Raw genomic sequence first — 23,233 nt, 5'->3', positions numbered from 1 at the left:
ATGTGCATGGCCGTGCAAGCAGGATTTGCGCAAACCGAAACCGGGGGCGAGCGCGGTTCGGTCACCAACCTGCCGATTCCCCGTTTCGTGTCCCTGAAAGGGTCTGAAGGCAACGTGCGGCGAGGTCCGTCTCTGCGCCACCGGATCGACTGGGTCTTCAAACAGCGCGGCATGCCGCTGCGCGTTACCGGCGAATACGAGCATTGGCGGCAAGTTCAGGATCGTGACGGCGTCGGCGGATGGGTCCATTACTCGCTTCTGTCCGGCGCGCGCACCGCGATTGTCGATCAAGACCTGATGCCGCTCTACAGCCGCGCGGATCCGGAAAGTCAAATCAACGCCTATCTCGAAGCTGGTGTGATCGCGCGAATCGAAAGCTGTGGACCAGACTGGTGCCGCCTGAAAGCCGACGGCATTCGCGGCTGGACCACCAAGGACACCATCTGGGGCGTTGGCCCGGATGAAGAGATCAAGTAACGGTCGCAACTTGCACGCCTCGCCCGCCTGAGCTAGCCCAGACATATGAACAAACCTGACGACACCAAATTGAACCTGTCCGCGGGTGCCGCCTCTGCGTTAGTCGCGGTGACGCTTGTAGCATTGAAACTTTGGGCGCTTGGCGAAACGCAGGCCTTGTCCGTGGCTGCTTCGCTGGCCGACAGCGCAATGGATCTGATGGTGTCGTTAGGGGCGCTTGCCGCGATTTGGTATGCCTCGCGCCCCGCGGATGAGGATCACGCCTTCGGTCATTCCTCGGCCGAGGATCTGGCCGCCTTAGGTCAAAGCCTATTCATTCTGGTCTCGGCCGGGGTCATTGCGTGGGCCGCCGTCGCACGGCTGTTGTCGGGCGAGCCCGCCCCGATCATGTCCCATGAAAGCGGCATCTTCGTCATGGCCGTGTCCATCGTTCTGACGCTTGCGCTGGTTTTGTGGCAGCGCCACGTGGCCACGCGCACCGGGTCTGCCGTGGTGAAGGCCGACAGTCTGCACTATCTGGGCGACCTCATCCCCAATATCGGCGCGATCCTGTCGCTGTGGGCTGCTGCCTGGTTCGGGATGGAGCAGATCGACAGTGTCGTCGCCATCGGCGCCGCGATCATGCTGGCCGTGGGTGCACTCCGCATCTTCAAGACCGCATGGGACGCGCTGATGGACCGCGCCGCAGATCCAGCCGTGATCGAAGGGGTCGAGGCCATTGCCCGCGACCATCCTGGCATCCACGGCTTTCACGATCTGAAGACCCGCCGGGCGGGCTCGATCACCTTTATCAACCTGCATATCGAACTAGATGGCACGCAAACGCTGGACGAGGCGCATGCGATCGGCGCCAGCCTGCGCCGCGCCATTCTGCGGGCCTATCCGAACACCGATGTACTGATCCACAAGGATCCGGTGGGGGTCGAAACGCATCCAGACGACCCCCAAAAAGCTTAGGCCAATCCGCGCCCTTTCAGCAGCGGTTCAACGCCGGGCAGTCGGCCCCGGAACGCGGTGTATAGGTCCGCCGCATCCACCGATCCACCTTTCGACAGGATATGCTCTTCCAGCTTTTCGGCCATAGCCGGGTCGAACGCATCGCCGGTTTCGGTGAAGGCGTCAAAGGCGTCGGCGTCCATCACCTCGGACCACATGTAGCTGTAATAGCCCGACGAATACCCGTCGCCCGCAAACACATGCGCGAAATGCGGCGTGGCATGGCGCATGCGGATCGCCGCGGGCATGCCGATACGGTCCAGCGTTGCCGCCTGCGCCGCCATCGGATCAGCCGGGGCTTTGCCGTCATGGAAATCCAGATCGACAATGGCCGAAGACAGGAACTCGACCGTCTGGAACCCGGTGTCATGGGTCGAGGCCGCCAACAGCTTGTCCAGAAGCGCCTTCGGCATCGCCGCGCCGGTCTTGGCGTGGGTGGCGAACTTGCCCAGCACTTCGGGCACTTCCAGCCAGTGTTCGTAAAGCTGGCTGGGCAGCTCGACGAAGTCCCGCGCGACCGAGGTGCCGGAAATCGACGAATAGGTCACATCGGACAGCATCTGATGCAGAGCGTGGCCGAACTCGTGGAACAGCGTGCGGGCGTCATCCCAAGACAGCAAGCCGGGCTGGCCGTCTTCCGGTTTGGCGAAGTTGCAGACATTCACCACGATGGGGCGGATGTCCCCGGCCAGCTTCTGCTGGCTGCGCATCGCCGAACACCACGCGCCGGACCGCTTGGACCCACGGGCAAAATAGTCGCCCACGAAGACCGCGACATGCTGGCCATCGCGTGTGACCTCCCACGCGCGGGCGTCAGGGTGATAGAGCGTCACATCCAAGGGCGCGAATTCCAGCCCGAACAGACGGTTTGCGGTGTTAAACGACGCCTCGATCATGCGGTCGAGTTGCAGGAACGGCTTGATCTCGGCCTCATCCAGATCATGCTCGGCCTCACGCCGACGCTCGGCATAGAAATGCCAATCCCACGGCTCCAGATCGCCATTATGGCCGTCCGCGTGCAGCATCTGGGTCATGCGGGCGGCGTCTTTGTTGGCCGCCGCACGGGCGGGTTCCCAGACCTGCATCAGCAGATCGCGCACCCGGTCAGGCGTGCCGGCCATCTCGGTCTCAAGCTTGAACGCCGCGAAGCTGTCATAGCCCAACAGGTGCGCGCGCTCCTCGCGCAACGCCAGCGTTTCCGTGGCAATCGCGCGATTGTCTGTGTCGCCGCCATTTGCGCCACGTGCGGTATAGGCCTCGTACGCTTTCTGACGCAGATCGCGGCGGGTCGAATGCTGCAAAAACGGCGTGATGACCGAGCGCGAGAGCGTCACAGCAGGCCCGTCCACGCCCTTTTCCGCCCCGGCGGCGCGGGCGGCATCGGTTACAAATTCAGGCAAACCGTCCAAGTCGCCTTCGGCCAGAGGCATGAACCAACTGCGTTCGTCCGCCAGAAGGTTCTGGGTGAACTCGGTCCCCAATGAAGCAAGACGTTCCAACACTTCTTTCAACCGATCCCGATCCGCACCCTCCAAAAGCGCGCCAGAGCGCACGAACCGGCGACGGGTCAGCATCAGCACGCGCGCCTGTTCATCGGTCAATCCCAGCGTATCGCGCGATTGCCACAGCGTTTCGATCCGCTGGAACAGATCCGCATTCATCGTCACCTCGGACGAGAACGCCGCAAGCAAGGGCGAGAACGTGCGCTGCAATTCCTCGCGCGCAGGGCTGCTGTCGGCCCCCGCCACGTTGTAGAAAACACCCAACACCCGGTCGAGCGGCGCGTCTGCAAGCTCCAACGCCTCGATCGTGTTGGCGAATGTGGGCGCGTCCGGGGTGTCCGTGATCGCTGCAATCGCAGCGCGGGTGTCGTCCAACGCGGCGTGGAAAGCCGGTTCGAAATCGGCGTCTGAGATCAGGTCAAACGGCGGCAGCTCAAAGGGCGTGTCCCAAGCGGACAGAAGCGGGTTGGTCATGGGGATCTCCTTTGAGGGGAAGCTAGGGGGATGCGGGGCGGATTGCCAGAGGGGGCCGGTGTTTTGGCTCAGGTGGAAGAGAATTTTGCCGGTCTTGGTAATGCGGGGCTGAGCCTTTGTTCGAAAGCGCTGGCTAATTCGCGTGACAGCGTGCAGGCTTGGGACATGCTTAAAAAAGAACCGCTCCCCATCGCTTCCGTTCGTGTGCCGGCCAAGCGCGTGAAAACGCTAGAGGCAGAGAAAGCCATGACATTGGCCGAGGATATTCTGGAGAACGGACAGCTTACGCCGATCCGCGTTCGCGAGGATAGCAAAGGCTATGTCTTGATCGAAGGGTTACACCGTCTTGAGGCCATGAAGCTGCTGGGTGAGGAAACGATCGAGGGCTACAAGGTGCACGCACGACTGCACTAATTTGGTTGATGCTGATGGAGGATGTGCGGGACGAAGCCGCCTGATGCTGATGCAGCAATGTTCGCCTCCTCGCTTCAACTAAATCGCTGAACGTATCGTGGCGGTGCAGCACAGTTTCCAATAGCGGCCATTCAACGCGAGAAATCCTGACCGAAGGGGTAAAAGGGCCGTTGAGATCCCAATTCTGATGTTAGCAATCCGATCAGACATCTCTGGACCGCTGTCTAGGATTTCCGACACCAGAACGCCAAGAGCCAACCAGTGCAACGGCTGCAATGGCACCCAATACGCCCCACACCGTCATGTAGGATTTCGGCCAAGTCACGTCCGAGTATCCCATCGGTGACGGCTCGGCAGTCATCACATGCGCGACTCCGGCGATCACAACGCCCACACCATATGTGATCGTTGTCCAAAAGACCGTACGTCCCAGTTGTTGGTCGGGTCGTGCGGCTATCGCGCCAACCGCTATGGTCAGGAACATCGAGGCAATCAAACGCGTGGTCAGTGCGTCGCCTGGCCAGGGCCAAATCAATGGCCAGGGACCGTCGGGTTTCAAAAACAAAGTCACAGCCCATAATCCGGCCACAGCTCCGATCAGCCCCAAGGCCCAGGAAGAAAGAGAATTGGGGGGCTCTTCGGTGCCTAGATCTTGTCGTGGCAGGGCGAGCAGCGAGAAAGAGCTCGTCACCAACAAAAGTACAACAATAATGAAGAAAGCTACGGTGACCTCTCGCGTGAAATCGAAGCGGTCCAAATGTTGGGTAAGAATGGCAGCCGTCAGAGGCGCCAAATAGACCCATAGCATCAAGAGCACCAAGCGAAGATGCGTCGGATACGGCCGCCAGAGTGCGAGAGCCGAGGCCAGCGCAAAAGACCAACCGGCCGCGGCCAACATTCGGGCTGCCAGTCCGGGCAAGGGCCAAGAAAAAGCGTAAGGAAGATTCTGCCACCAGGCAAATGCACCCCAAAACCCTCCAGCCAGCGTTCCCAGCAAAACAAATGCCGCCAGCGCCTCAACTCTGGACGGTCTGTGACCAAGGCGATGGCGCCAGAGAAAGTTTCCAAGCCAGACGGTCCCAAACAGCAGGACCATTCCAACAATCTGCCATACAAACGATGTCATTCTCTATCCTACCAATTGGTCTATCGTAGCACAGTGGCCCGCATCCACTTCGTGGACAAGAAATTTCGAAAGAGTAGTCAGCGCGTTTGTCCCGCAACAAGGTTATAGGCTCTCTAAGTTTCGCTGCGCCGATAACGAACGGCCGCTTTTTTGCTGCGATGCAACTGATGGCGTCGGTGGGTTTCGTTATTGCACATGCGAAGGTAAGTTCCGGAGCACTTCCGATATGGGCTCATTGCAGACATTGTAACCGGGCCTTTCTCCTCACAGAGACGCCACCGCCGCCTCACCCACAGGTCTCACACCCCTCGCGCCGCTTGGTCTTGATCACCCGCGTTTCCGCATACATCGCGTCATAGATCAGCATCCGGCCGCGCAGGCCCTCGCCCGCGCCGGTGATCTCTTTCACGGCTTCCGTTGCCATGATGCCACCGATGATGGCAGGCAGCGGGCCGACAACGCCGGCTTCTGAACAGGACGGCGCCAAACCGGGGGCCGGGGCCTCGGGGAAGATGCATTGATAGCAAGGCGCGCCGTTTGCAGGGTCGAAGGTGGACACCTGCCCCTCCCACTGACTGAGCGCACCGCCGATGACGGGTTTGCCCAGCTTGGCGGCTACGCGGTTCACCAGATATCGCGTTTCGAAGTTGTCCGAGCCCTCAACGACCAGGTCATACTCGGCCAGCAGCTCGTCCGTGACATCCTCGGTCAAACGGCGATTATACGGACGGACCTCGATGGCGGGATTTTGCGCCTTCATCGCGGCCTCGGCCGAGAAGACTTTGGGGATGCCGATGTCAGCATCACGGTGGATCACTTGCCGCTGCAGGTTCGAGTTATCGACCACGTCGTCATCAATCACGCCGATGGTGCCAACCCCGGCCGCCGCCAGATACAGCAGCACGGGCGAACCCAGCCCCCCAGCGCCGATGACCAGCACGCGGGCCTCTTTCAGCGCCACCTGCCCCGGCCCACCGATTTCGCGCAACACAATGTGGCGGGCATAGCGGTCCAGTTCAGTATCCGTGAAGGGGCCATCATCTGTGTCTGCCGTCGGCGCATCGGGCACGCGGGATTTCAACCACGCAAGCCCGCGCCCGTAAAGCGCGGCCAGCCCGATCATCGCAAAGAACACCGCCCAGATGGTGAAGTTGCCCCCCAGACCGGCGGCGATGGGGTTGCCACTGGGCAGCACCGCGAAGCTCAGCAAAACAACCGCGGCCACAAGCCCCGTCAGATACCAGCGTTGCGCTTTGGTAAACCGCAAATAAGCGCCGCCCAACCAGATCAGAGCCAATGTCAGAAGGACCCAAGACATCTTAACCCCGCCCTGTCGACCCGAATCCACCAGCCCCACGCGACGTGTCACCCAGCGCATCCACCTGGACATAGTCCGCCTGTACCACGGGGGCGATCACCGCCTGCGCGATGCGCTCGCCATGGCCGATGGTGAAGGGATCTGCCCCAAGATTGATCAAGATCACCCCAAGCGGCCCGCGATAATCGCTGTCGATCGTGCCCGGCGCATTGGCCAGCGTCACGCCATGCTTTGCCGCCAAACCAGACCGAGGCCGGATTTGCATCTCGTATCCCTCGGGGATCTCGACGCGCAGCCCGGTAGGCACGATGCGGCGCTCCATCGGGGCAAGAACCCACCCTTCGGCACGATCCGCATCGGGCAGATTGGCACGCAGATCGGCGCCAGCCGCCCCGGCGGTCTCATAGGAGGGCAGCGCTACAGAGGCATCTGCCCCCTCTTCACGAACGACATTGATCTGTGGCATCGGCCCTCTCATTTTCTTGCTTCAAATATCCCCGCCGGAGGCATGACATCTAATCCGCCAACGCATCCGCAATCCGTACGGCAAGCTGGCGGGCAACGTCGTCCTTGCCCATACGCGGCCAAACATCGACGCCGCCCTCAGAGATCAACGTCACCGCATTCTCGCTTCCACCCATGATCCCGGTTTCCGGGCTGACATCATTGGCGACGATCCAGTCACAGCCCTTCCGCTCACGTTTCGCGGTGGCATTTGCCATGACGTCATCGGTTTCCGCAGCAAATCCTACGACCAACGACGGACGCCCTTTCTTCATCTTGGACACCTTGGCCAGAATGTCCGGATTCTCGGCAAACTTCAGGACCGGCAAGCTGCCCTTGGCATCTTTCTTGATCTTGCTATTCGACGCCGAGGCGACACGCCAGTCGGCCACAGCAGCGGCGAAGACCGCAGCATCAGCAGGAAGCGCAGCTTTCACGGCCTTCAACATCTCTTGCGCAGATTGCACCTTTACCACCTTCACGCCCTCGGGCGGGGGCACGTCGGCGGGGCCGGTGACAAAGGTCACATCCGCACCAAGCGCGGCCAAGGCGCGGCCCAGCGCGGTGCCCTGCGCGCCCGATGATCGGTTGGCGATGTAGCGCACCGGATCAATCGGCTCATGCGTCGGGCCCGAGGTCACAAGCACATGCTTGCCCTTCAAAGGGCCGTCCATCAGCGCAGCTTCAACGGCAGACACAATCTCGAGCGGTTCGGACATGCGACCCGGACCGAACTCGCCACAGGCCATCGCGCCATCATTCGGGCCGACGAACAACACGCCGTCGCCTTTCAAAGTTTCAACATTGCGCTGACAGGCCGGGTGCTCCCACATGCGCACGTTCATTGCGGGCGCGACCAGCACACGCTTGTCCGTCGCCATCAGCAGGGTCGAGGCGAGATCGTTCGCCAGCCCCCCCGCCATCTTGCCTAACAGGTCGGCCGTGGCAGGTGCGACCACCACCAGATCGGCAGCGCGCGACAATTCGATATGGCCCATCTCGGCCTCGTCGGTCAGGTCAAACAGATCGGTGTAAACCTTGTTCGCCGCAAGTCCGGACGCGGACAGAGGCGTCACGAATTCTTGCCCGGCTTTGGTGATCACGGGCGTGACCTCGGCCCCGCGTTCACGCAGGCGCCGGATCAGGTCCAAGGATTTAAAGGCCGCGATGCCGCCGCCGATGATCAGAAGGATGTGTTTGCCAGCCAGCATGGGGATCCCCTTTGAAGTACAATCAAACAGTTACGGGACCGCAGCCTGCCTTTCAATGGGCAGCTTCTATTTGAACTGTTCACATGGATCCGGGCGGTCCGGCGCTGGCGCGTCTAGAACAATGTCAAACCCGCCTTCGGGCGGCACGCCATCCTCGCCCTGCCCGACCGAGATCACGTCCAGATCCGGCGCAACCCGCGCCAGATAGGCAGGCGCGCCCCAATCTTTGCGCGCGTGGCCGTTTCCAGTGATGACCACCACCAGACCATCCGTGTCGGCGACGGCCTGAACCACCCCTGCGGCTAGCGTGGCATCGCGCAGACGTTGCACCTCGATCATACCGCCCATCATCTCGCGCGGCATGGCTTCGCAATGGGCCTGAAACTGCAACTCGGTCCTCTGGGACCGTTGATCCTCGGGCAACGCATCCGTCAAGCCATAGGCCGCCGCATCCCCTTGAAAATGCGCCGTGACCCCATCCGCATACGTTGCGCGCGCTACATCGCGGGGGACGGCGGCCCCAATGATCGGGCCCTCATGCGCTTGAAAAATCGGTAGATACATCTGGAAGTCAGGCCATCCGGTCTGTGCCCAGCGCTCTGCGAACGCGGCGGGATTGGCGGCCAAGGTGGTGGCGTCCGCTTGCCCCAACATCTCGATCACAAGCGCAGCCGGGGCCACGTCCTGCACGATCTGCGCCTGCATCTCGTGATGGGTAGGGTTGTCATGCACTTCGCCCAGAAGGACGACATCCGCCGCCTTCAGGCGCGACAGGTCGTCCGCAGTCAGCGCGGCCTGCTGGGCTAAGGCGGGCGCAGCAGACAAGATCAGGGCAAACAACAACTGTTTCATAAGATCAGGCTAGGGGGCGGGCACGCAGCGCTCAAGCGCTTTCGCCTTGACGCGCCATGTGTCGCAATGCCACGTCAGATGGATGAGCATGACACTTCCCCCCTTAACCCTCGTGCTGGGCGGCGCGGCATCCGGCAAGTCGGAATATGCCGAACGGCTGGTTGCTGCCACCGGTCGCCCGATGCTTTACATCGCCACGGCGCAGTCCTTTGACGCCGAGATGGACGACAAGATCGCCCGCCACCAAGCGCGACGGGGTGACGGTTGGCGCACGATTGAGGCGCCCTTGGAGGGGTCCGTGGCCCTTGACTGCGCGCACGCGAACGAAGTCGTTCTGTTCGATTGCGCGACCATGTGGCTGTCAAACCAGCTGTTTGCAGAAACCGATCTGGGCGCGGCGGAAACCACTCTGTTCGAAGCCATGATCGACTGCGCGGCCCCGGTGGTTGTCGTCTCGAACGAGGTCGGCGCAGGGATCGTCCCGGAAAACGCACTGGCACGGAGGTTCCGGCAGGCGCAAGGAGAGCTGAACCAGCGCATCGCCCAGCGGGCAGATCTGGTGGTCACGGTAATGGCCGGTCTCCCCTTGGCGTTGAAGGGTACTCTGCCCGAAGGTGCGCCATGACCACGCCTGTCACATGGTGGTGGGTGCGTCACGGCCCGACCCATGCCAAGAACATGGTGGGTTGGCGGGATCTGCCAGCGGATCTGTCAGACAAGGCCGCCTTGGCACGATTGTCGGATCATCTGCCGGATAGCGCGGCAGTGATCTCAAGCGATCTGATCCGTGCCTCGGCTACAGCGGACGCGATCGGGGATGGGCGGACACGCCTGCCACATCACCGCGACCTGCGCGAGTTTCACTTTGGTGACTGGGACGGGTTGGGCTGGCAAGAGGTCTCGGCCCGCGATCCGGACCTGTCACGCGCCTTTTGGGAAACGCCGGGGGATCACGTGGCCCCGGGGGGCGAAAGCTGGAACCAACTGGCTGCGCGCGTGTCCGGCGTGGTGGATGTGCTGAATGGCGCAGGCCACCGGCACGTCATCGCAGTGGCCCATTTCGGTGTGATCCTGACCCAGATTGCACAGGCGGGCCGCATGACGGCCTATGACGCGCTTGGCCATAAGATCGACAACCTGTCAGTCACGCGACTGCATTGGGACGGAGCGGCATGGTCAGTTGAGGCGATCAATCACCTGCCGTGAACAGCTACGTCACAAATGGGAAATTGCGCGCAGGCCACGTCTCGCTAATCTAAGCCTATGAGTTATGATCTTTATATCGGCGACCAGACGTTTTCCAGCTGGTCCCTACGCGGATGGCTGATGTTCGAAGCGTTCAACATCCCCTTCCGCACCCATTTGGCTGGCCTCTATAGCGGCACGTTGAAAGAAGATTTGGCCGAACTGGCGCCAGCGCGGTTCGTGCCAGTCATGAAGACGCCGGACGGCGTTCCGGTAGGCGATACTCTGGCGATGGCCGAAACCTTGGCCGAGCGTCACCCCGATGCTGGTCTTTGGCCCGAAGACCCGGCCGCCCGTGCGCTGGCGCGGTGGCTGGTGGCCGAGATGCACTCTGGCTTTGGCGCGTTGCGCGGCGATTGCCCGATGCAACTTTTGGGCGTTGTCGAGGGATTTGAACCGTCCGAGTCGGTTTTGGCCGATCTGACCCGCATCGAAGAACTCTGGTCGATTGCACGTGCGAAATTTGGTCGTGACAACAGCCCTTGGCTGTTCGGTGATTACTCGCTGGCAGATGTGTTCTATGCCCCCGTGGCCGCGCGGATTGCCGGGTTTAGCTTGCCGGTCAGCGCCGACGCGCAGGCCTATGTGGCCGCGCATCTGGCAGATCCGGCCTTTCGCCGCTGGCGTGCTATGGGGCTTTTGAAATCCTATGATCCGGTGCCCTATATCGACGGGTTGCCCCTGTCGGACTGGCCCGGCCCCGCCCCCTTGGTGGCCGTCGCCTGTAGTGGCCCGTCGATCAACGACGCCTGCCCCTATTCCGGCGATCCGGTCACCGATTATCTGAAGCTGAACGGACAGGTCTGGGGCTTCTGCAATCCGGGTTGCCGCGACAAAACCGTGAACGATCCCGAGGCATGGCCCGCCTTCATGGCGATGGTCTCGGCACAGCTAGGAACCGGGCGCGATTAACCTTTTGCTAACCATGCCGGTCTAGCCTGCCTGAAACGGGGCAGGTTGGATCGCAGGGAAACAATGGTCGCACGCATCAGCACGGTGGCGTTCGAAGGGATCGACGCCAAGATTGTCGAGGTCGAATGCGCCCTCTCGCCCGGTTTGCCGGGCTTTGCCATCGTGGGATTGCCGGACAAGGCCGTATCCGAAGCGCGTGAACGGGTGCGCGCGGCGCTGGCGTCGATGTCGGTCGCTCTACCTCCGCGCAAGATCACCATCAACATGTCCCCCGCCGACATGCCCAAGGAAGGCTCGCATTTCGATCTGCCCATCGCACTGGCCCTGCTGGCCGAAGCGGGGTTGATCAGTCGCGAGGATTTGGCGGGCACAATGGCCATAGGAGAGCTGTCGCTGGATGGATCGCTAATCCCGGTTCTGGGTGCGTTACCCGCAGCTTTGGCCGCAGCCGAACACGAACTGGACCTGATCTGCCCGAAAGCCTGTGGGGCAGAGGCCGCATGGATCGACGCAACCAAAGTTCTGGCGGCGGACAGCCTTGCGGGTGTACTGCAACATTTCACGGGGCAGTCGCCCATCGTGCCGGCCACCGCCGGACAGGTCACAACCGAGACCACTTCCAAAGACTTGGCCGAGGTGAAAGGGCAAGAACGGGCCAAACGCGCGCTGGAAATCGCCGCCGCCGGGCGTCACCACCTGCTGATGGTCGGTCCGCCCGGATCAGGAAAATCGATGCTGGCCGCGCGCCTACCCGGCATCCTGCCCCCCCTGTCGGCGCGCGAGGCGCTTGAAACGTCGATGATCCATTCCGTGTCCGGGCTGTTGGACGCAGGCGGCATTTCACAAACGCGACCCTTTCGCGCGCCACACCACACGGCGTCGATGGCAGCGATTGTCGGCGGGGGACGCGGCGCAAAACCCGGCGAGATCAGCTTGGCCCATAACGGCGTGTTGTTCATGGACGAATTCCCCGAGTTCAATCGCCAGACATTGGAGACCCTGCGCCAACCCTTGGAAACCGGCGACGTAACCGTGGCGCGCGCAAACGCCCATCTGCGCTATCCCAGCCGCTTCCTGCTGGTCGCCGCCGCCAACCCCTGTAAATGCGGATACCTGACCGACGCGGCGCGCGCCTGCAACCGCGCCCCCAATTGCGGGGCGGACTACATGAGCAAGATCTCGGGGCCATTACTGGATCGGTTCGACCTGCGGCTCGAGGTGCCTCCGGTCAGTTTTCAGGACCTTGACCTGCCTGCAACTGGTGAGCCGTCCGCAACCATCGCCGCCCGCGTGGCCGAGGCGCGCGCGCGCCAGACTGAACGCTATGCGGGTCAGCCCGACGTCACGACGAATTGCGACATCGAAGGCGACCTTCTGACACAAGTCGCCACGCCAGATCACGATGGGCGCGAGATTTTGAACAAGGCGGCGGACCGCTTTGGCTTGTCTGCACGCGGGTATCATCGCGTATTGCGCGTGGCGCGGACGATTGCTGATCTGGACGGGGCAGAATATGTGGGCCGAAGCCACGTGGCCGAGGCACTGGGGTATCGGCTGGTCGGTCAGACCGCGTGATCTGCAAGGGCTTTTTCGATGGCCGCCGCGATGCGACGTACTGAATGATTGGCCTCGGGCAACTGCCCCGCAAACATCTGCCACACATGCGGCAACCCATCAGCCTCATGCAGATCGACGGATACACCGTGATCTTCAAGCACCTTCACCATCCGGCGGGCGTCATCCAGAAAAATCTCGGACCGGCTGGCGGTAATCAGGACCGGCGTTGCCCCTGTAAACTTGGCAAACAGCGGGCTGGCGAGCGGGTGGAGGGGATCAGCGCCGTCAAGATAATAGGTCGCCAACTCGCCCATACGTTCAGCTGGCAACACCACCTCGGTGGCATCGTTTTCACGGATTGATGCTCCGCTTGCGGACATGTCCGTCAGGGGCGACAGCGCGATGGTTAGCGCAGGTTTGGGAAGATCATGCGCCACAATCTGCGACAGCAACACCAGCGCCAGACCTCCACCAGCGCTGTCCCCGCCCAGAATAATCGGGCGATCGGGATGAGCGGCAATCACGTCTCGATAGGCGGTAAGTGCATCTTCAGGCGCGGCAGGAAAGGGATGCTCCGGGGCAAGACGATAGACGGGCAAAAGCGCGCGCACGCCCGACGCGTGCGCGATGCGGCCGACCATGTTGCGCACGGTGCTGGGCGAGCCGAAGAAATAGCCACCACCGTGGAAATACAACAAGATTGGAGCATCGCCGGCCACCCCCGGATCAATCTCCATCACCGGGCGCGTCATGTGGTCATGCCAATCGTAACGAAGACCGCGTGGAGGAGGCAGCGTCAGACGCGTCACCCTCTCGAACCTTCTGCGCACACGATGCACCGTATGGGGCGTAGCGCGGGTCAACGCCGGACGCTCGGTCAGGCGCAGCCACAGGTTTAAGGGGCGGCGCAGCCAGCTCATGCGCGGCGGGCTTCGATGGCCTGCCAGATCTTCTCGGCCACGTTTGTACCGTCAAAACGCTCCAGCTCTTGAATACCGGTGGGCGAGGTCACGTTGATCTCGGTCAGATAGTCGCCGATCACATCAATGCCGACAAAGATCTGACCTTTCTCGCGCAGAAGCGGGCCGATCGCGGCACAGATTTCAAGATCACGCTCGGTCAGGCCGATCTTCTCGGGGCGTCCGCCCACATGCATGTTCGAGCGGGTCTCGCCCGCGGCAGGCACGCGGTTGATCGCGCCAACGGGTTCCCCATCCACAAGGATCACACGTTTGTCGCCATTCGAGACATCGGGCAGGAATTTTTGCGCGATCAGCGGCTCGCGATTGATGCCAGCAAACAGCTCGTGCAGCGAGGCAAGGTTGCGGTCGTTTTCGTCCAGACGGAACACGCCCGCACCGCCATTGCCGTAAAGCGGCTTCAGGATGATGTCCCCATGGGTGTGTTTGAACGACTTCAGCGTCTCGAAATCGCGGGCGATCATGGTCGGGGGCGTCAGGTCGGGGAACTGAAGCACCAGCAGCTTCTCGGGGTAGTTACGTACCCAGAAAGGATCATTCACGACCAGAGTATCCGGGTGGATCATGTCCAGGATATGTGTGGTGGTGATGTAACCCATGTCAAAGGGCGGATCTTGCCGCAGCCAGACCACATCCATGTCTGCCAGATCCATGTCCTGACGCTCGCCCAGCGTGAAGTGATTGCCCTGTTCGCGACGAACGGTCAGCGGCCAGCCGCGCGCGATCACGCGCCCTTCGCGATAAGACAGCTGATCAGGAGTGTAGTAAAACAGGCTGTGCCCACGTGCCTGTGCCTCTTCCGCGATGCGAAAAGAACTGTCGGCATTGATATCGACATGGTCGATCGGGTCCATTTGGATGGCAACTTTAAGCGACATGGGTGGCTCCGTCTGAATTCAACCCCCCATAAATGGGGCAGAGCTGCCCGTGGCGCAATGGGGTCAACGCCCCAATTCAGTAGCCCAGCGCATTTTCAACGATTTGGACTTCGCCTGCCCCGTTCACCAAGGCCACATCGAAGCGGCTTGGCGTCAGATCCCCTTTGGGTTCACTGCACAGGAATTCAGCCGCCGTCAGATAAAGGCGCTTAATCTGAGCCTTGGACAGCGCTTCGGCGGCGCGCTGGAAATCGCGCGATTTCTTGACTTCAACAAAGATGACTTCACCCCGGTCGCGTACGATCAGATCGATCTCGCCGCGTTTGCCGCGCCACCGGCGAAACGCCACCTGCCGTCCAGCTTCTTCGTATGTGCGTGCCACACAATCTTCGGCGGCGATGCCGGACAGGTATGAGACCATCCCGCTCATGCGCCGCGTTCCATGGCCAATGCGGCTTGATAGACCTTGCGCCGTGGCAGCCCGGTGGCTTGCGTCACCATTGCGACGGCATCTTTCATGCTCATATCTTGCAAGGCGTTCCCCAGCATCTGTTCAAGATCAACTTCTTCTTCGCCTGCTTCAGTCTGCCCAAGCACAAGGGCGATTTCACCCTTCAGCGTCATATCTGCGATCTGATCGCAAAGTTCTTGCACAGTGCCACGCCGGATTTCTTCAAACTTCTTGGTCAATTCGCGGCATATGGCGGCCGAGCGGGATTTGGCTTCAGTCAAACACAATTCGGCTAACAGCCGGTTAATGCGTTTGGGGCTTTCATAGATGATCAGTGTGGCAGGAATAGAGAGAAGCTCGGCCAACCATTTCTGACGCGCGCCCTTGGCCGAGGGGGCAAATCCTGCAAAGCAGAACCGATCAGACGGCAGTCCAGACAGGCTGAGCGCAGCAATGGCCGCGGTCGCCCCCGGAAGCGCGGTTACGAACCCGCCCTCCTGCGCGACATCTCGCGCAAGGGCAAAGCCGGGATCCGCCACCAATGGGCTGCCTGCTTCGCTGGCATAGGCCACGGATTTGCCCTGCCCGATCAGCTTCATGATTCCATCGCGACCCGCCTGTCCCGAGTGGTCATGATAGGCAATCAGCATGCGATCACCCAGTGCAATCCCATGGATTTCCAGCAACTTACGTGTGGTCCGGGTATCCTCGGCTGCAATCACATCAGCCGAAGCAAGTACATCCAGTGCACGCAGCGTGATATCGCGCGCATTCCCGATGGGCGTGGCCACCAGATATAGTCCGGGATCAAGGGGAGTATTCACGGGTTTCACACTGGACCTGCCTGTTCTGAGAGTTATTATGTAGCCGTCTGTCGGGGGGCGTTTTGCCTTGCCCGGGAAAGGATATTGTATGTTTGCCGTTTTCGCACGCACCCGCAAGGCGCTGGGTGCTCTTACCGTTGTTGCGTCGCTTTCCGCCCTCGTTGCCTGTACCCCAACCGGGTCGCAAATTGGGCAGAACATCAACACTTCGAAGCCCGTACCTGTTGCCCTTCTGGTACCGTCGGGATCAGACTCGGCCAATGACGCAAGCCTTGCACAATCGCTGGAAAACGCAGCCCGTCTGGCCATGTCCGAACTGTCAGGGGTCACGATCGACCTGCGTGTCTATAGCACGGCTGGTGATGCGAATCAGGCGGCCTCGATGGCGACGAAGGCGGTGAATGACGGCGCAAAGGTCATTCTTGGCCCGGTCTTCGCCCAAAGCGCCAATGCGGCAGGTGTTGCTGTTGCCCGTCGCAACGTGAACGTACTGAGCTTTTCCAACAATCCCAACATTGCGGGCGGCAACGTCTTCATTCTGGGCAACACGTTCCAGAACACCGCCAACCGGCTGACGCGTTATGCCACACGTCAGGGCAAGGGTAAAATCTTGGTTGTGAACGGCCAAGATCAGGCCGAAGTCCAAGGCAGCGCGGCCATTCAAACCGCAATCCAGAATTCAGGCGCAACGCTGGCGGGCACATCTTCGTTCGAACTGTCGCAGAACGGCATCGTAAACGCCCTACCCGAAATCAGCGCGCAGGTGCGCAGCACCGGGGCGCAGTCGATCTTCCTGACCTCGGGCACGTCCGGGGCACTGCCCTTCCTTGCAGGTCTGCTGCCTGAAAACGGCGTCGATCCAGCGAGCATCCAATATATAGGTCTACAGCGTTGGGACATCCCCGCAAACGCGATGTCTCTGCCCGGTCTACAAGGTGGCTGGTTCGCCATTCCGGATCCGGCGCTTAGCAGCCGGTTCTCGGGCCGCTATCACGCCAAATATGGCGCGACGCCCCACCCAATCGCAGGGCTGGCTTATGATGGCATCGCCGCCATCGGCGCGCTGGTTAAGGCTGGCAAGGCCAACGCTCTGACCACCACCGCACTGACCCAGCCGCAGGGCTTTGTCGGCGTAAACGGCATCTTCCGCCTGCGCGGCGACGGCACGAACGAGCGCGGTCTGGCCATCGCTCAGATTCAGAACGGATCGGTGGTGATCATCGATCCAGCACCCAGAAGCTTTACCGGTGCCGGATTCTAAGCGCGACCGGCCCGAGCCGGATCAAATGGCGGGGCGGCTGATCTGCCCCGCCGACGACATCCTTGATGAACAGGCTCTTTGGCAGCGGCTCGACCTTGCGTTCGAGGACGCCAAGGACGCCTCGGCCATTCGCAAGCTGACGGTTACCGAGCTGCGTGCCGCCATCAAATCGGGCCGCACACGCATCGCCGAGGCCTTATCGAAGGCCCCGCTCGACGCCCATCCCGCCACCGCCGCTTATAGTTTTCTGACCGATTGCGTGGTGCGCTGCGTGCATCGGGTCGCGACCAAGCGCCTGCACCCGCTGCCCCTTCCCACCACGGCCGAGCGGATCGCGGTGATCGCAGTTGGCGGCTATGGGCGCGGCGAAATGGCGCCGCAATCAGACGTGGATCTGCTGTTTCTGACGCCCTACAAGATCACCCCCTGGGCCGAGAGCGTCATTGAAAGCATGCTGTACATGCTGTGGGATCTGCGCCTGAAAGTGGGCCACGCGTCGCGTACGATCGACGACTGCCTGCGTTTGGGTCGCGAGGACTACACAATCCGCACCGCCCTTCTGGAACAACGCCCCGTCTGTGGTGACGCCGAGCTGGCCCACGAGCTGGATGATCGCCTGTGGAAAGACCTGTTCAACGGCACCTTGGCCGAGTTCATCGAAGCCAAGTTGGCCGAGCGTGACACACGTCACACCAAACAGGGTCAGCGTTATGTTGTCGAACCCAACGTGAAAGAGGGTAAGGGCGGGCTGCGCGACCTGCAGACGCTCTTTTGGGTGGCCAAGTATCAGCACCGCGTGGCGCACCCGTCCGAGCTGGTCTCGAAAGGCGTTTTTACCGAAGAGGAATTCGCGTCCTTCCGCGCCGCCGAAAGCTTTCTGTGGGCCGTGCGCTGCCAGTTGCATCTTCTGACCAACCGTCCGTCCGACCAGCTGACCTTTGACCTTCAGGTCGAGGTTGCAGACCGACTGGGCTTTGAAGACACCGAAGGCCGCCGTGCCGTCGAGCACTTCATGCAAGTTTACTTCCGCCACGCCACACAGGTGGGCGACCTGACGCGGATCGTGTTGACCGCGCTTGAGGCACAACACCTGAAGAAAGAGCCGCGCCTGATGCGGCTTTTGAAACGTCGCCGTAAATTGAAACACGGTTTCGTGGTGCAACAAGGGCGTTTGGACGTCGCGGATGAAGTCGCGTTTCTATCCGACAAGCTGAACCTGCTGCGCATCTTCGAAGAAGGCCTGCGCACCGGCATGTTGATCCACCCACATGCCATGCGTCTAATCTCGCACAATCTGCATCTGATTGATGATGAGGTGCGCGAGGACAAGGAAGCGATCCGCATCTTCCTTGATCTGCTTCTGAAGCACGGCAACCCTGAACGCGCGCTGCGCCGGATGAATGAACTGGGCGTCTTGTCCGCTTTCATCCCTGAATTCGAACCCATCGTGGCGATGATGCAGTTCAACATGTACCACTCGTACACTGTGGACGAGCATACGATTCAGGTGATCTCGAACTTCGCGCAGATCGAGCGGCACGAGCTGGAAGACGAGCTGCCGATCAGCTCGGAAATCATCGACAAGGGCGTCAATCGCAAGACCCTGATGGTGGCGATGCTGCTGCATGACATTGGCAAGGGTCGACCACAGGATCACTCGGTTCTGGGCGCTAAGATCGCGCGCAAAGTGGCCCCACGACTGAGAATGACTCAGCGGGAATGCGAAACGGTCGAATGGCTGGTGCGCTATCACCTTCTGATGTCCGACATGGCACAGAAACGCGACATCTCTGACCCGCGCACGGTGCAAGATTTCGCCAAAGCTGTCCGCTCGGTCCGGCGGCTGGACCTGCTGACCGTACTTACCGTCTGTGATATTCGCGGCGTTGGGCCGGATACGTGGAACAACTGGAAAGCCACGCTGATCCGCACGCTCTACAACCAGACACGACGGGTTCTGGAGGACGGGACCGAGGCACTGAACCGCGAAAGCCGCGGGGATGAAAGCAAGCGCGCCCTGCGCAAAGAGCTGGCCGACTGGAAGCCCAAGGATCTAAAGACCGAGACCGCGCGGCACTATGATGCCTATTGGCAGGGGCTTCATGTTTCGGCGCACGCGGTTTTCGCCCGGCTTCTGCACGACATTCAGGACAACGAGGTCCGGATCGAGCTGGAACCGGATCAGGATCGTGACGTCACCCGCGTCTATTTTGTGTTGGCCGACCACCCCGGCATCTTCTCGCGCCTTGCGGGGGCGCTGACCTCGGTTGGGGCCAACATCGTGGACGCGCGCACCTATACGTCGAAAGACGGCTATGCGACGGCGTGTTTCTGGGTGCAGGATGCCGATGGCAACCCGTTCGACGTGGCCAAGCAAAAGCGCCTGACCCAGATGACCCACAAGATCCTGAAGGGCGAAGTCGTCGCACGCGATGCCATCGCGGGCCGCGACAAGATCAAGAAACGCGAACGCGCCTTCAAGGTCCCCACTACGATCACCTTCGACAACGAAGGGTCCGAGATCTACACGATTATCGAAGTCGACACCCGCGACCGTCCCGGTCTGCTCTATGACCTGACACGCACGCTGGCCGACGCGAATGTCTATATCGCCTCCGCCGTGATCGCGACTTATGGAGAGCAGGTGGTCGACAGCTTCTATGTCAAAGATATGTTTGGCCTGAAATACTATGCCGAACACAAGCAAGATCTTCTGGCAAGCAAGCTGCGCACGGCGATCGAAAAGGGCGTGGAAAGGGCGACGGCATAATGGCGTCACGACTGGCCAGAGGCTTCATGACCGTCGGGGGCTGGACCATGGCCAGCCGCATCCTTGGGTTCGTGCGCGACATTATGATCGGCGCGTTCCTTGGATCCTCTGCCGTGGCCGAGGCGTTCCTGATCGCCTTTTCCCTGCCCAACATGTTCCGTCGCTTCTTTGCCGAAGGCACGCTGAACGTGGCCTTCGTGCCAATGTTCGCCAAGAAACATGAAGCTGGGGATGGCGCGTTAGAGTTCGCCCGCGATGCCTTCGCAGGGCTGGCTTTTATCCTGATCATCTTTTCCATCATCGCGCAGATCTTCATGCCCGCGCTGGTCTACGCCATGGCCTCGGGCTTTACCGAGGACAGTCGCTTTGACCTTGCCGTCACCTATGGACGGATCGCCTTCCCCTATATCTTGTTCATCTCGCTGGCCGCCCTTCTGTCGGGCGTCCTGAACGCCACCGGGCGGTTCATGGCCGCTGCCGCCGCCCCGGTGCTTCTGAACGTGATCTTCATCGCGGCGATGATGATCGCTGACCTGATGGGCGGCGACATCGGCTTGGCCATGACATGGACCGTGCCCATCGCCGGGATTGCGCAAGTCGTGCTGGTCTGGATTGCCGCCAGCCGCGCCGGATACCGCCTGATCCCGCGCATGCCACAGATGACGCCCGAGTTGAAACGGCTCGCCATCATCGCCGCCCCTGCGGCCCTCGCGGGCGGCGTCACCCAGATCAACCTTCTGGTGGGCCGTCAGGTCGCCAGCTTCTTCGAGGGCGCGGTGGCGTGGCTCTACTATGCTGATCGCCTGTACCAACTGCCCTTGGGCGTGGTCGGCATCGCCATCGGCATCGTGCTGCTGCCGGAACTCTCGCGCAACCTACGCGCCGGAGATATGGCCGCCAGCCGCGATGCACTCAGCCGCGCGGGCGAGATGTCGCTGGCCCTGACTGTCCCCGCCGCGGTCGCCCTGATGGTGATCCCGATCCCGCTGATCGAGGTCCTATTCCAGCGCGGCGCCTTCACGCTGGACGACACCAAATGGACCGCACTTGCCACGGCGATCTATGGCGCGGGCCTGCCTGCCTTCGTGCTGCAAAAGGTGCTCTCCTCCGTGTACTTCGCCCGAGAAAACACCCGCGCCCCCTTCCATTTCGCCCTTGTCGGCATGGTGGTGAACGCGGGCATAGCCATCGGGCTCAGCTACCATCTGGGCTTTATCGCGGCGGCCATCGGCACAACATTGGCAGGCTGGACAATCACCAGCCTGACATGGATCGGCGCGACAGGCATGGGCGAGGAAACCCGCTTTGACGCCCGCTTCTGGTCTCGCCTGTGGCGCATCGTAGCTGCCAGCGCCGTCATGGGTGCCGCCCTTGTGGCGATGGCCTTCATCATGGCCCCGCTCTTCGCCATCTCGGGCGTCAAAATCGCGGCGCTTGCCGTGCTTGTTCTGGGTGGGATCGCAATCTACGGGCTGGCCGGACAAATGCTCGGCGCGTTCCACATGTCGGAAATCAAGTCCGCCTTCCGCCGAGGCTAACGCGCGTATCGCATTTTCTTGTCTTAAATATCCCGGGGTCCGGGGCTGGCCCCGGTCCGGCCTCACCGCTGCCGCAAGCGCTGCACCACACGCGACCAGCCTCCGGGGCTGACCAGAAAACTCAGGCCAAATCCCGCGACAAAACCGGACACTTCGCTGACCCAGTTCAGACCAGCTCCGAACAGCAGGCTAAAGATCAGCTGAATGCCCAACAGAAACGCGATGATCCGGAAGGCGGACAGCTGATTGCCACCGGTCGCGCCCAGTTCGGCCCAGAGGATGAACGTGTAGGCGCCGATCAGGCCATAAACTGCCGGATAGCCGCCGAACAATGCAACGTTCGTGTCCCACACCAGCCAATAAGCCAGCGCCCCCACGATGGCAGAGCCGAAATAGACCACCAGAAAGGCGAACGCTGAAAAAACCTCGCCCACCATCTTGCCAAGCGCCAAAAGAAAGACGAGCACGAAGAGCAGATGGGTGAAGCTGAGATGCAGGAACGGATAGGTGAAGAAGCGTGCCACGTCCTTCAAGGGATAGCGCCCGTTTTCGACCATCCATGCAAAAAGCGGCTCGCGGAAGCCCCAAGCCTCGATCATGGAAATGCGCCAGCCAGCGGCCTCGGGCCCGCCAACCAGGCCCGAGTTCCCCGCAACGAACACAAGTTCGATCCCGACAAGGAATACGGCCAGCGCAATCACCACCGGGGGCAGAGGATTGACGGGGCTTTGATCATGCGGATGGGTCACGGGCTGCTCCTTTGCCCGCGTTTGACCGGGCTTTCCTTGACGCTGTCTGCCCAGCTAGGTAATCGACATGGGCACAGAATTCCAGACGGAGCAAACACATGACCAATCACACGCCGCGCGTATTTTCGGGGATCAAACCCTCGGGCGGGCTGACGCTGGGCAACTACCTTGGCGCCATCAAGCGTTTCGTGGACATGCAGGCACAGGATTTCGAGACCATTTACTGCGTCGTCGACCTGCATGCCATCACCGTCTGGCAAGACCCGAAAGAGCTGACGGACGCCACCCGTGAAGTGGCCGCCGGGTTCCTGGCTGCGGGCATTGATCCCAGCCAGTCGATCCTGTTCAACCAAAGTCAGGTTCCGGCGCATGCCGAGCTGGCATGGCTGTTCAACTGCGTGGCGCGCGTGGGTTGGATGAACCGGATGACTCAGTTCAAGGACAAGGCGGGCAAAAACGCCGAGCAAAGCTCGCTTGGGCTTTATGCTTACCCGTCGCTGATGGCGGCTGACATTCTGCTGTATCATGCGACCCACGTGCCCGTGGGCGAGGATCAGAAGCAGCATGTCGAGCTGACGCGCGATATTGCGGCGAAGTTTAACCACGACTTCAAGGCGGAAGGCTTCTTCCCACAGCCCGAGCCGATCATCGAAGGTCCGGCGACCCGCGTGATGAACCTGCGCGACGGCACCAAGAAGATGTCGAAATCAGGCGAAAGCGACATGGAACGCATCAACATGACGGATGATGCCGACAAGATCGCCAAGAAGTTCAAGAAGGCAAAGACCGATCCAGAGCCTCTGCCCGAAACGCTGGATGGTCTAAAGGATCGCCCCGAGGCCAAGAACCTTGTGGACATTTATGCGGGTCTGTCAGGTCTGACAAACGAACAGGTAATCACGGAATACGCGGGCGCAGGCTGGGGCCGTTTCAAGCCCGCACTGGCGGATCTGGCGGTCGAGAAGCTGGCACCGATCTCGGAAGAGATGTCGCGCCTGATGGGTGACAAGGCCGAGATCGACCGTATTCTGGGTGAAGGTGCTGACAAGGCCGAGGCGATTGCTCAGCCCATTCTGGATCAAGCCTATGACATTGCAGGCTTCCTGCGCTCGCGCAAGCGGTAAGGTCGGACCGGGGCCAGCCCCGGACCCCGGGATATTTATGGCAAGAAAATGCGAGGCGCTGGGAAACCGG

At 61.2% G+C, this 23,233-nt stretch carries 22 protein-coding genes; 11 read left to right on the top strand and 11 right to left on the bottom strand.

The features are described 5' to 3' along the window. Positions 1-6: 6 nt before the first annotated feature. Both MWU53_RS00250 and MWU53_RS00245 read left to right on the top strand, forming a co-directional pair. Positions 7-477, top strand: a complete 471-nt coding sequence (locus MWU53_RS00250) for an SH3 domain-containing protein (RefSeq protein ID WP_247090486.1) — start codon at positions 7-9, stop codon at positions 475-477. 45 nt (positions 478-522) lie between these two features. Then, positions 523-1,434, top strand: coding sequence for a cation diffusion facilitator family transporter (locus tag MWU53_RS00245; protein WP_247089099.1), 912 nt, complete (start codon positions 523-525; stop codon positions 1,432-1,434). On the opposite strand, the gene MWU53_RS00240 is transcribed toward MWU53_RS00245, so the two are convergent. Further along, complete coding sequence (locus MWU53_RS00240) at positions 1,431-3,449, bottom strand: M3 family metallopeptidase (protein WP_247089096.1); 2,019 nt, start codon at positions 3,447-3,449, stop codon at positions 1,431-1,433. The genes MWU53_RS00245 and MWU53_RS00240 overlap by 4 nt on opposite strands. A 165-nt stretch (positions 3,450-3,614) precedes the next feature. Here MWU53_RS00240 and MWU53_RS00235 point away from each other — a divergent pair, with 165 nt between their 5' ends. After that, positions 3,615-3,863 (top strand): ParB N-terminal domain-containing protein, encoded by a 249-nt coding sequence (locus tag MWU53_RS00235; RefSeq protein WP_247089094.1) that lies wholly within the window; start codon positions 3,615-3,617, stop codon positions 3,861-3,863. Positions 3,864-4,065: 202 nt separating this feature from the next. On the opposite strand, the gene MWU53_RS00230 is transcribed toward MWU53_RS00235, so the two are convergent. From MWU53_RS00230 to MWU53_RS00210, 5 genes are all read right to left on the bottom strand, one after another. Then, a complete protein-coding gene (locus tag MWU53_RS00230; protein ID WP_247089092.1) occupies positions 4,066-4,989 on the bottom strand; it encodes a hypothetical protein in 924 nt (307 codons plus the stop codon). Positions 4,990-5,275: 286 nt separating this feature from the next. Continuing rightward, positions 5,276-6,307, bottom strand: coding sequence for a molybdopterin-synthase adenylyltransferase MoeB (gene moeB / locus MWU53_RS00225; protein WP_247089090.1), 1,032 nt, complete (start codon positions 6,305-6,307; stop codon positions 5,276-5,278). A gap of 1 nt (position 6,308) precedes the next feature. After that, on the bottom strand, positions 6,309-6,773 hold the full coding sequence (gene dut, locus MWU53_RS00220) for a dUTP diphosphatase (RefSeq protein WP_247089088.1): 465 nt from the start codon (positions 6,771-6,773) through the stop codon (positions 6,309-6,311). A gap of 49 nt (positions 6,774-6,822) precedes the next feature. Continuing rightward, on the bottom strand, positions 6,823-8,022 hold the full coding sequence (coaBC, locus tag MWU53_RS00215) for a bifunctional phosphopantothenoylcysteine decarboxylase/phosphopantothenate--cysteine ligase CoaBC (protein WP_247089080.1): 1,200 nt from the start codon (positions 8,020-8,022) through the stop codon (positions 6,823-6,825). Positions 8,023-8,088: 66 nt separating this feature from the next. After that, the gene (locus tag MWU53_RS00210; protein WP_247089078.1) at positions 8,089-8,874 is read right to left on the bottom strand and encodes a ChaN family lipoprotein; all 786 of its coding nucleotides are present in this window, start codon (positions 8,872-8,874) and stop codon (positions 8,089-8,091) included. A gap of 82 nt (positions 8,875-8,956) precedes the next feature. Between MWU53_RS00210 and cobU the strand changes: the two genes are divergently transcribed. The 4 genes from cobU to MWU53_RS00190 all read left to right on the top strand — a co-directional run bounded on the left by cobU (position 8,957) and on the right by MWU53_RS00190 (position 12,606). Beyond that, positions 8,957-9,499, top strand: coding sequence for a bifunctional adenosylcobinamide kinase/adenosylcobinamide-phosphate guanylyltransferase (cobU, locus tag MWU53_RS00205; RefSeq protein ID WP_247089076.1), 543 nt, complete (start codon positions 8,957-8,959; stop codon positions 9,497-9,499). Continuing rightward, complete coding sequence (locus MWU53_RS00200; RefSeq protein ID WP_247089074.1) at positions 9,496-10,080, top strand: histidine phosphatase family protein; 585 nt, start codon at positions 9,496-9,498, stop codon at positions 10,078-10,080. The genes cobU and MWU53_RS00200 overlap by 4 nt, the downstream gene beginning before the upstream one ends. Before the next feature lie 57 nt (positions 10,081-10,137). Further along, positions 10,138-11,031, top strand: a complete 894-nt coding sequence (locus MWU53_RS00195; RefSeq protein ID WP_247089072.1) for a glutathione S-transferase — start codon at positions 10,138-10,140, stop codon at positions 11,029-11,031. 63 nt (positions 11,032-11,094) lie between these two features. After that, complete coding sequence (locus tag MWU53_RS00190) at positions 11,095-12,606, top strand: YifB family Mg chelatase-like AAA ATPase (RefSeq protein WP_247089070.1); 1,512 nt, start codon at positions 11,095-11,097, stop codon at positions 12,604-12,606. On the opposite strand, the gene MWU53_RS00185 is transcribed toward MWU53_RS00190, so the two are convergent. From MWU53_RS00185 to rsmI, 4 genes are all read right to left on the bottom strand, one after another. Next, on the bottom strand, positions 12,594-13,508 hold the full coding sequence (locus tag MWU53_RS00185) for an alpha/beta hydrolase (RefSeq protein WP_247089068.1): 915 nt from the start codon (positions 13,506-13,508) through the stop codon (positions 12,594-12,596). The two genes, MWU53_RS00190 and MWU53_RS00185, sit on opposite strands and share 13 nt — an antisense overlap. Further along, complete coding sequence (gshB, locus tag MWU53_RS00180; protein ID WP_247089066.1) at positions 13,505-14,446, bottom strand: glutathione synthase; 942 nt, start codon at positions 14,444-14,446, stop codon at positions 13,505-13,507. The genes MWU53_RS00185 and gshB overlap by 4 nt, the downstream gene beginning before the upstream one ends. Before the next feature lie 76 nt (positions 14,447-14,522). After that, on the bottom strand, positions 14,523-14,876 hold the full coding sequence (locus MWU53_RS00175; RefSeq protein ID WP_247089064.1) for a YraN family protein: 354 nt from the start codon (positions 14,874-14,876) through the stop codon (positions 14,523-14,525). Beyond that, a complete protein-coding gene (rsmI, locus tag MWU53_RS00170; protein WP_348647015.1) occupies positions 14,873-15,721 on the bottom strand; it encodes a 16S rRNA (cytidine(1402)-2'-O)-methyltransferase in 849 nt (282 codons plus the stop codon). The genes MWU53_RS00175 and rsmI overlap by 4 nt, the downstream gene beginning before the upstream one ends. An 88-nt stretch (positions 15,722-15,809) precedes the next feature. On the opposite strand from rsmI, the gene MWU53_RS00165 reads away from it, so the two are divergent. From MWU53_RS00165 to murJ, 3 genes are read left to right on the top strand one after another with little or no spacing between them, the layout of a single operon-like run. Continuing rightward, positions 15,810-16,982 (top strand): penicillin-binding protein activator, encoded by a 1,173-nt coding sequence (locus MWU53_RS00165; RefSeq protein ID WP_247089059.1) that lies wholly within the window; start codon positions 15,810-15,812, stop codon positions 16,980-16,982. 25 nt (positions 16,983-17,007) lie between these two features. Next, positions 17,008-19,752, top strand: a complete 2,745-nt coding sequence (locus MWU53_RS00160; RefSeq protein WP_247090484.1) for a [protein-PII] uridylyltransferase — start codon at positions 17,008-17,010, stop codon at positions 19,750-19,752. Beyond that, entirely contained in the window at positions 19,752-21,290 is a 1,539-nt protein-coding gene (murJ, locus tag MWU53_RS00155; RefSeq protein ID WP_247089058.1) for a murein biosynthesis integral membrane protein MurJ, read from the top strand. The genes MWU53_RS00160 and murJ overlap by 1 nt, the downstream gene beginning before the upstream one ends. Before the next feature lie 62 nt (positions 21,291-21,352). Here murJ and MWU53_RS00150 read toward each other — a convergent pair whose 3' ends face one another. Next, positions 21,353-22,039 (bottom strand): rhomboid family intramembrane serine protease, encoded by a 687-nt coding sequence (locus MWU53_RS00150; protein ID WP_247089055.1) that lies wholly within the window; start codon positions 22,037-22,039, stop codon positions 21,353-21,355. A 98-nt stretch (positions 22,040-22,137) separates the two neighbouring features. Here MWU53_RS00150 and trpS point away from each other — a divergent pair, with 98 nt between their 5' ends. Next, positions 22,138-23,163 (top strand): tryptophan--tRNA ligase, encoded by a 1,026-nt coding sequence (gene trpS, locus MWU53_RS00145; protein WP_247089053.1) that lies wholly within the window; start codon positions 22,138-22,140, stop codon positions 23,161-23,163. The last annotated feature ends 70 nt before the right edge of the window (positions 23,164-23,233 follow it).

Source organism: Aliiroseovarius sp. S1123, assembly GCF_023015885.1.
GTDB lineage: Bacteria > Pseudomonadota > Alphaproteobacteria > Rhodobacterales > Rhodobacteraceae > Aliiroseovarius.
The sequence above is the reverse complement of the archived record's forward strand: the minus strand, read 5'-3'. Positions and strand labels throughout refer to the sequence as shown.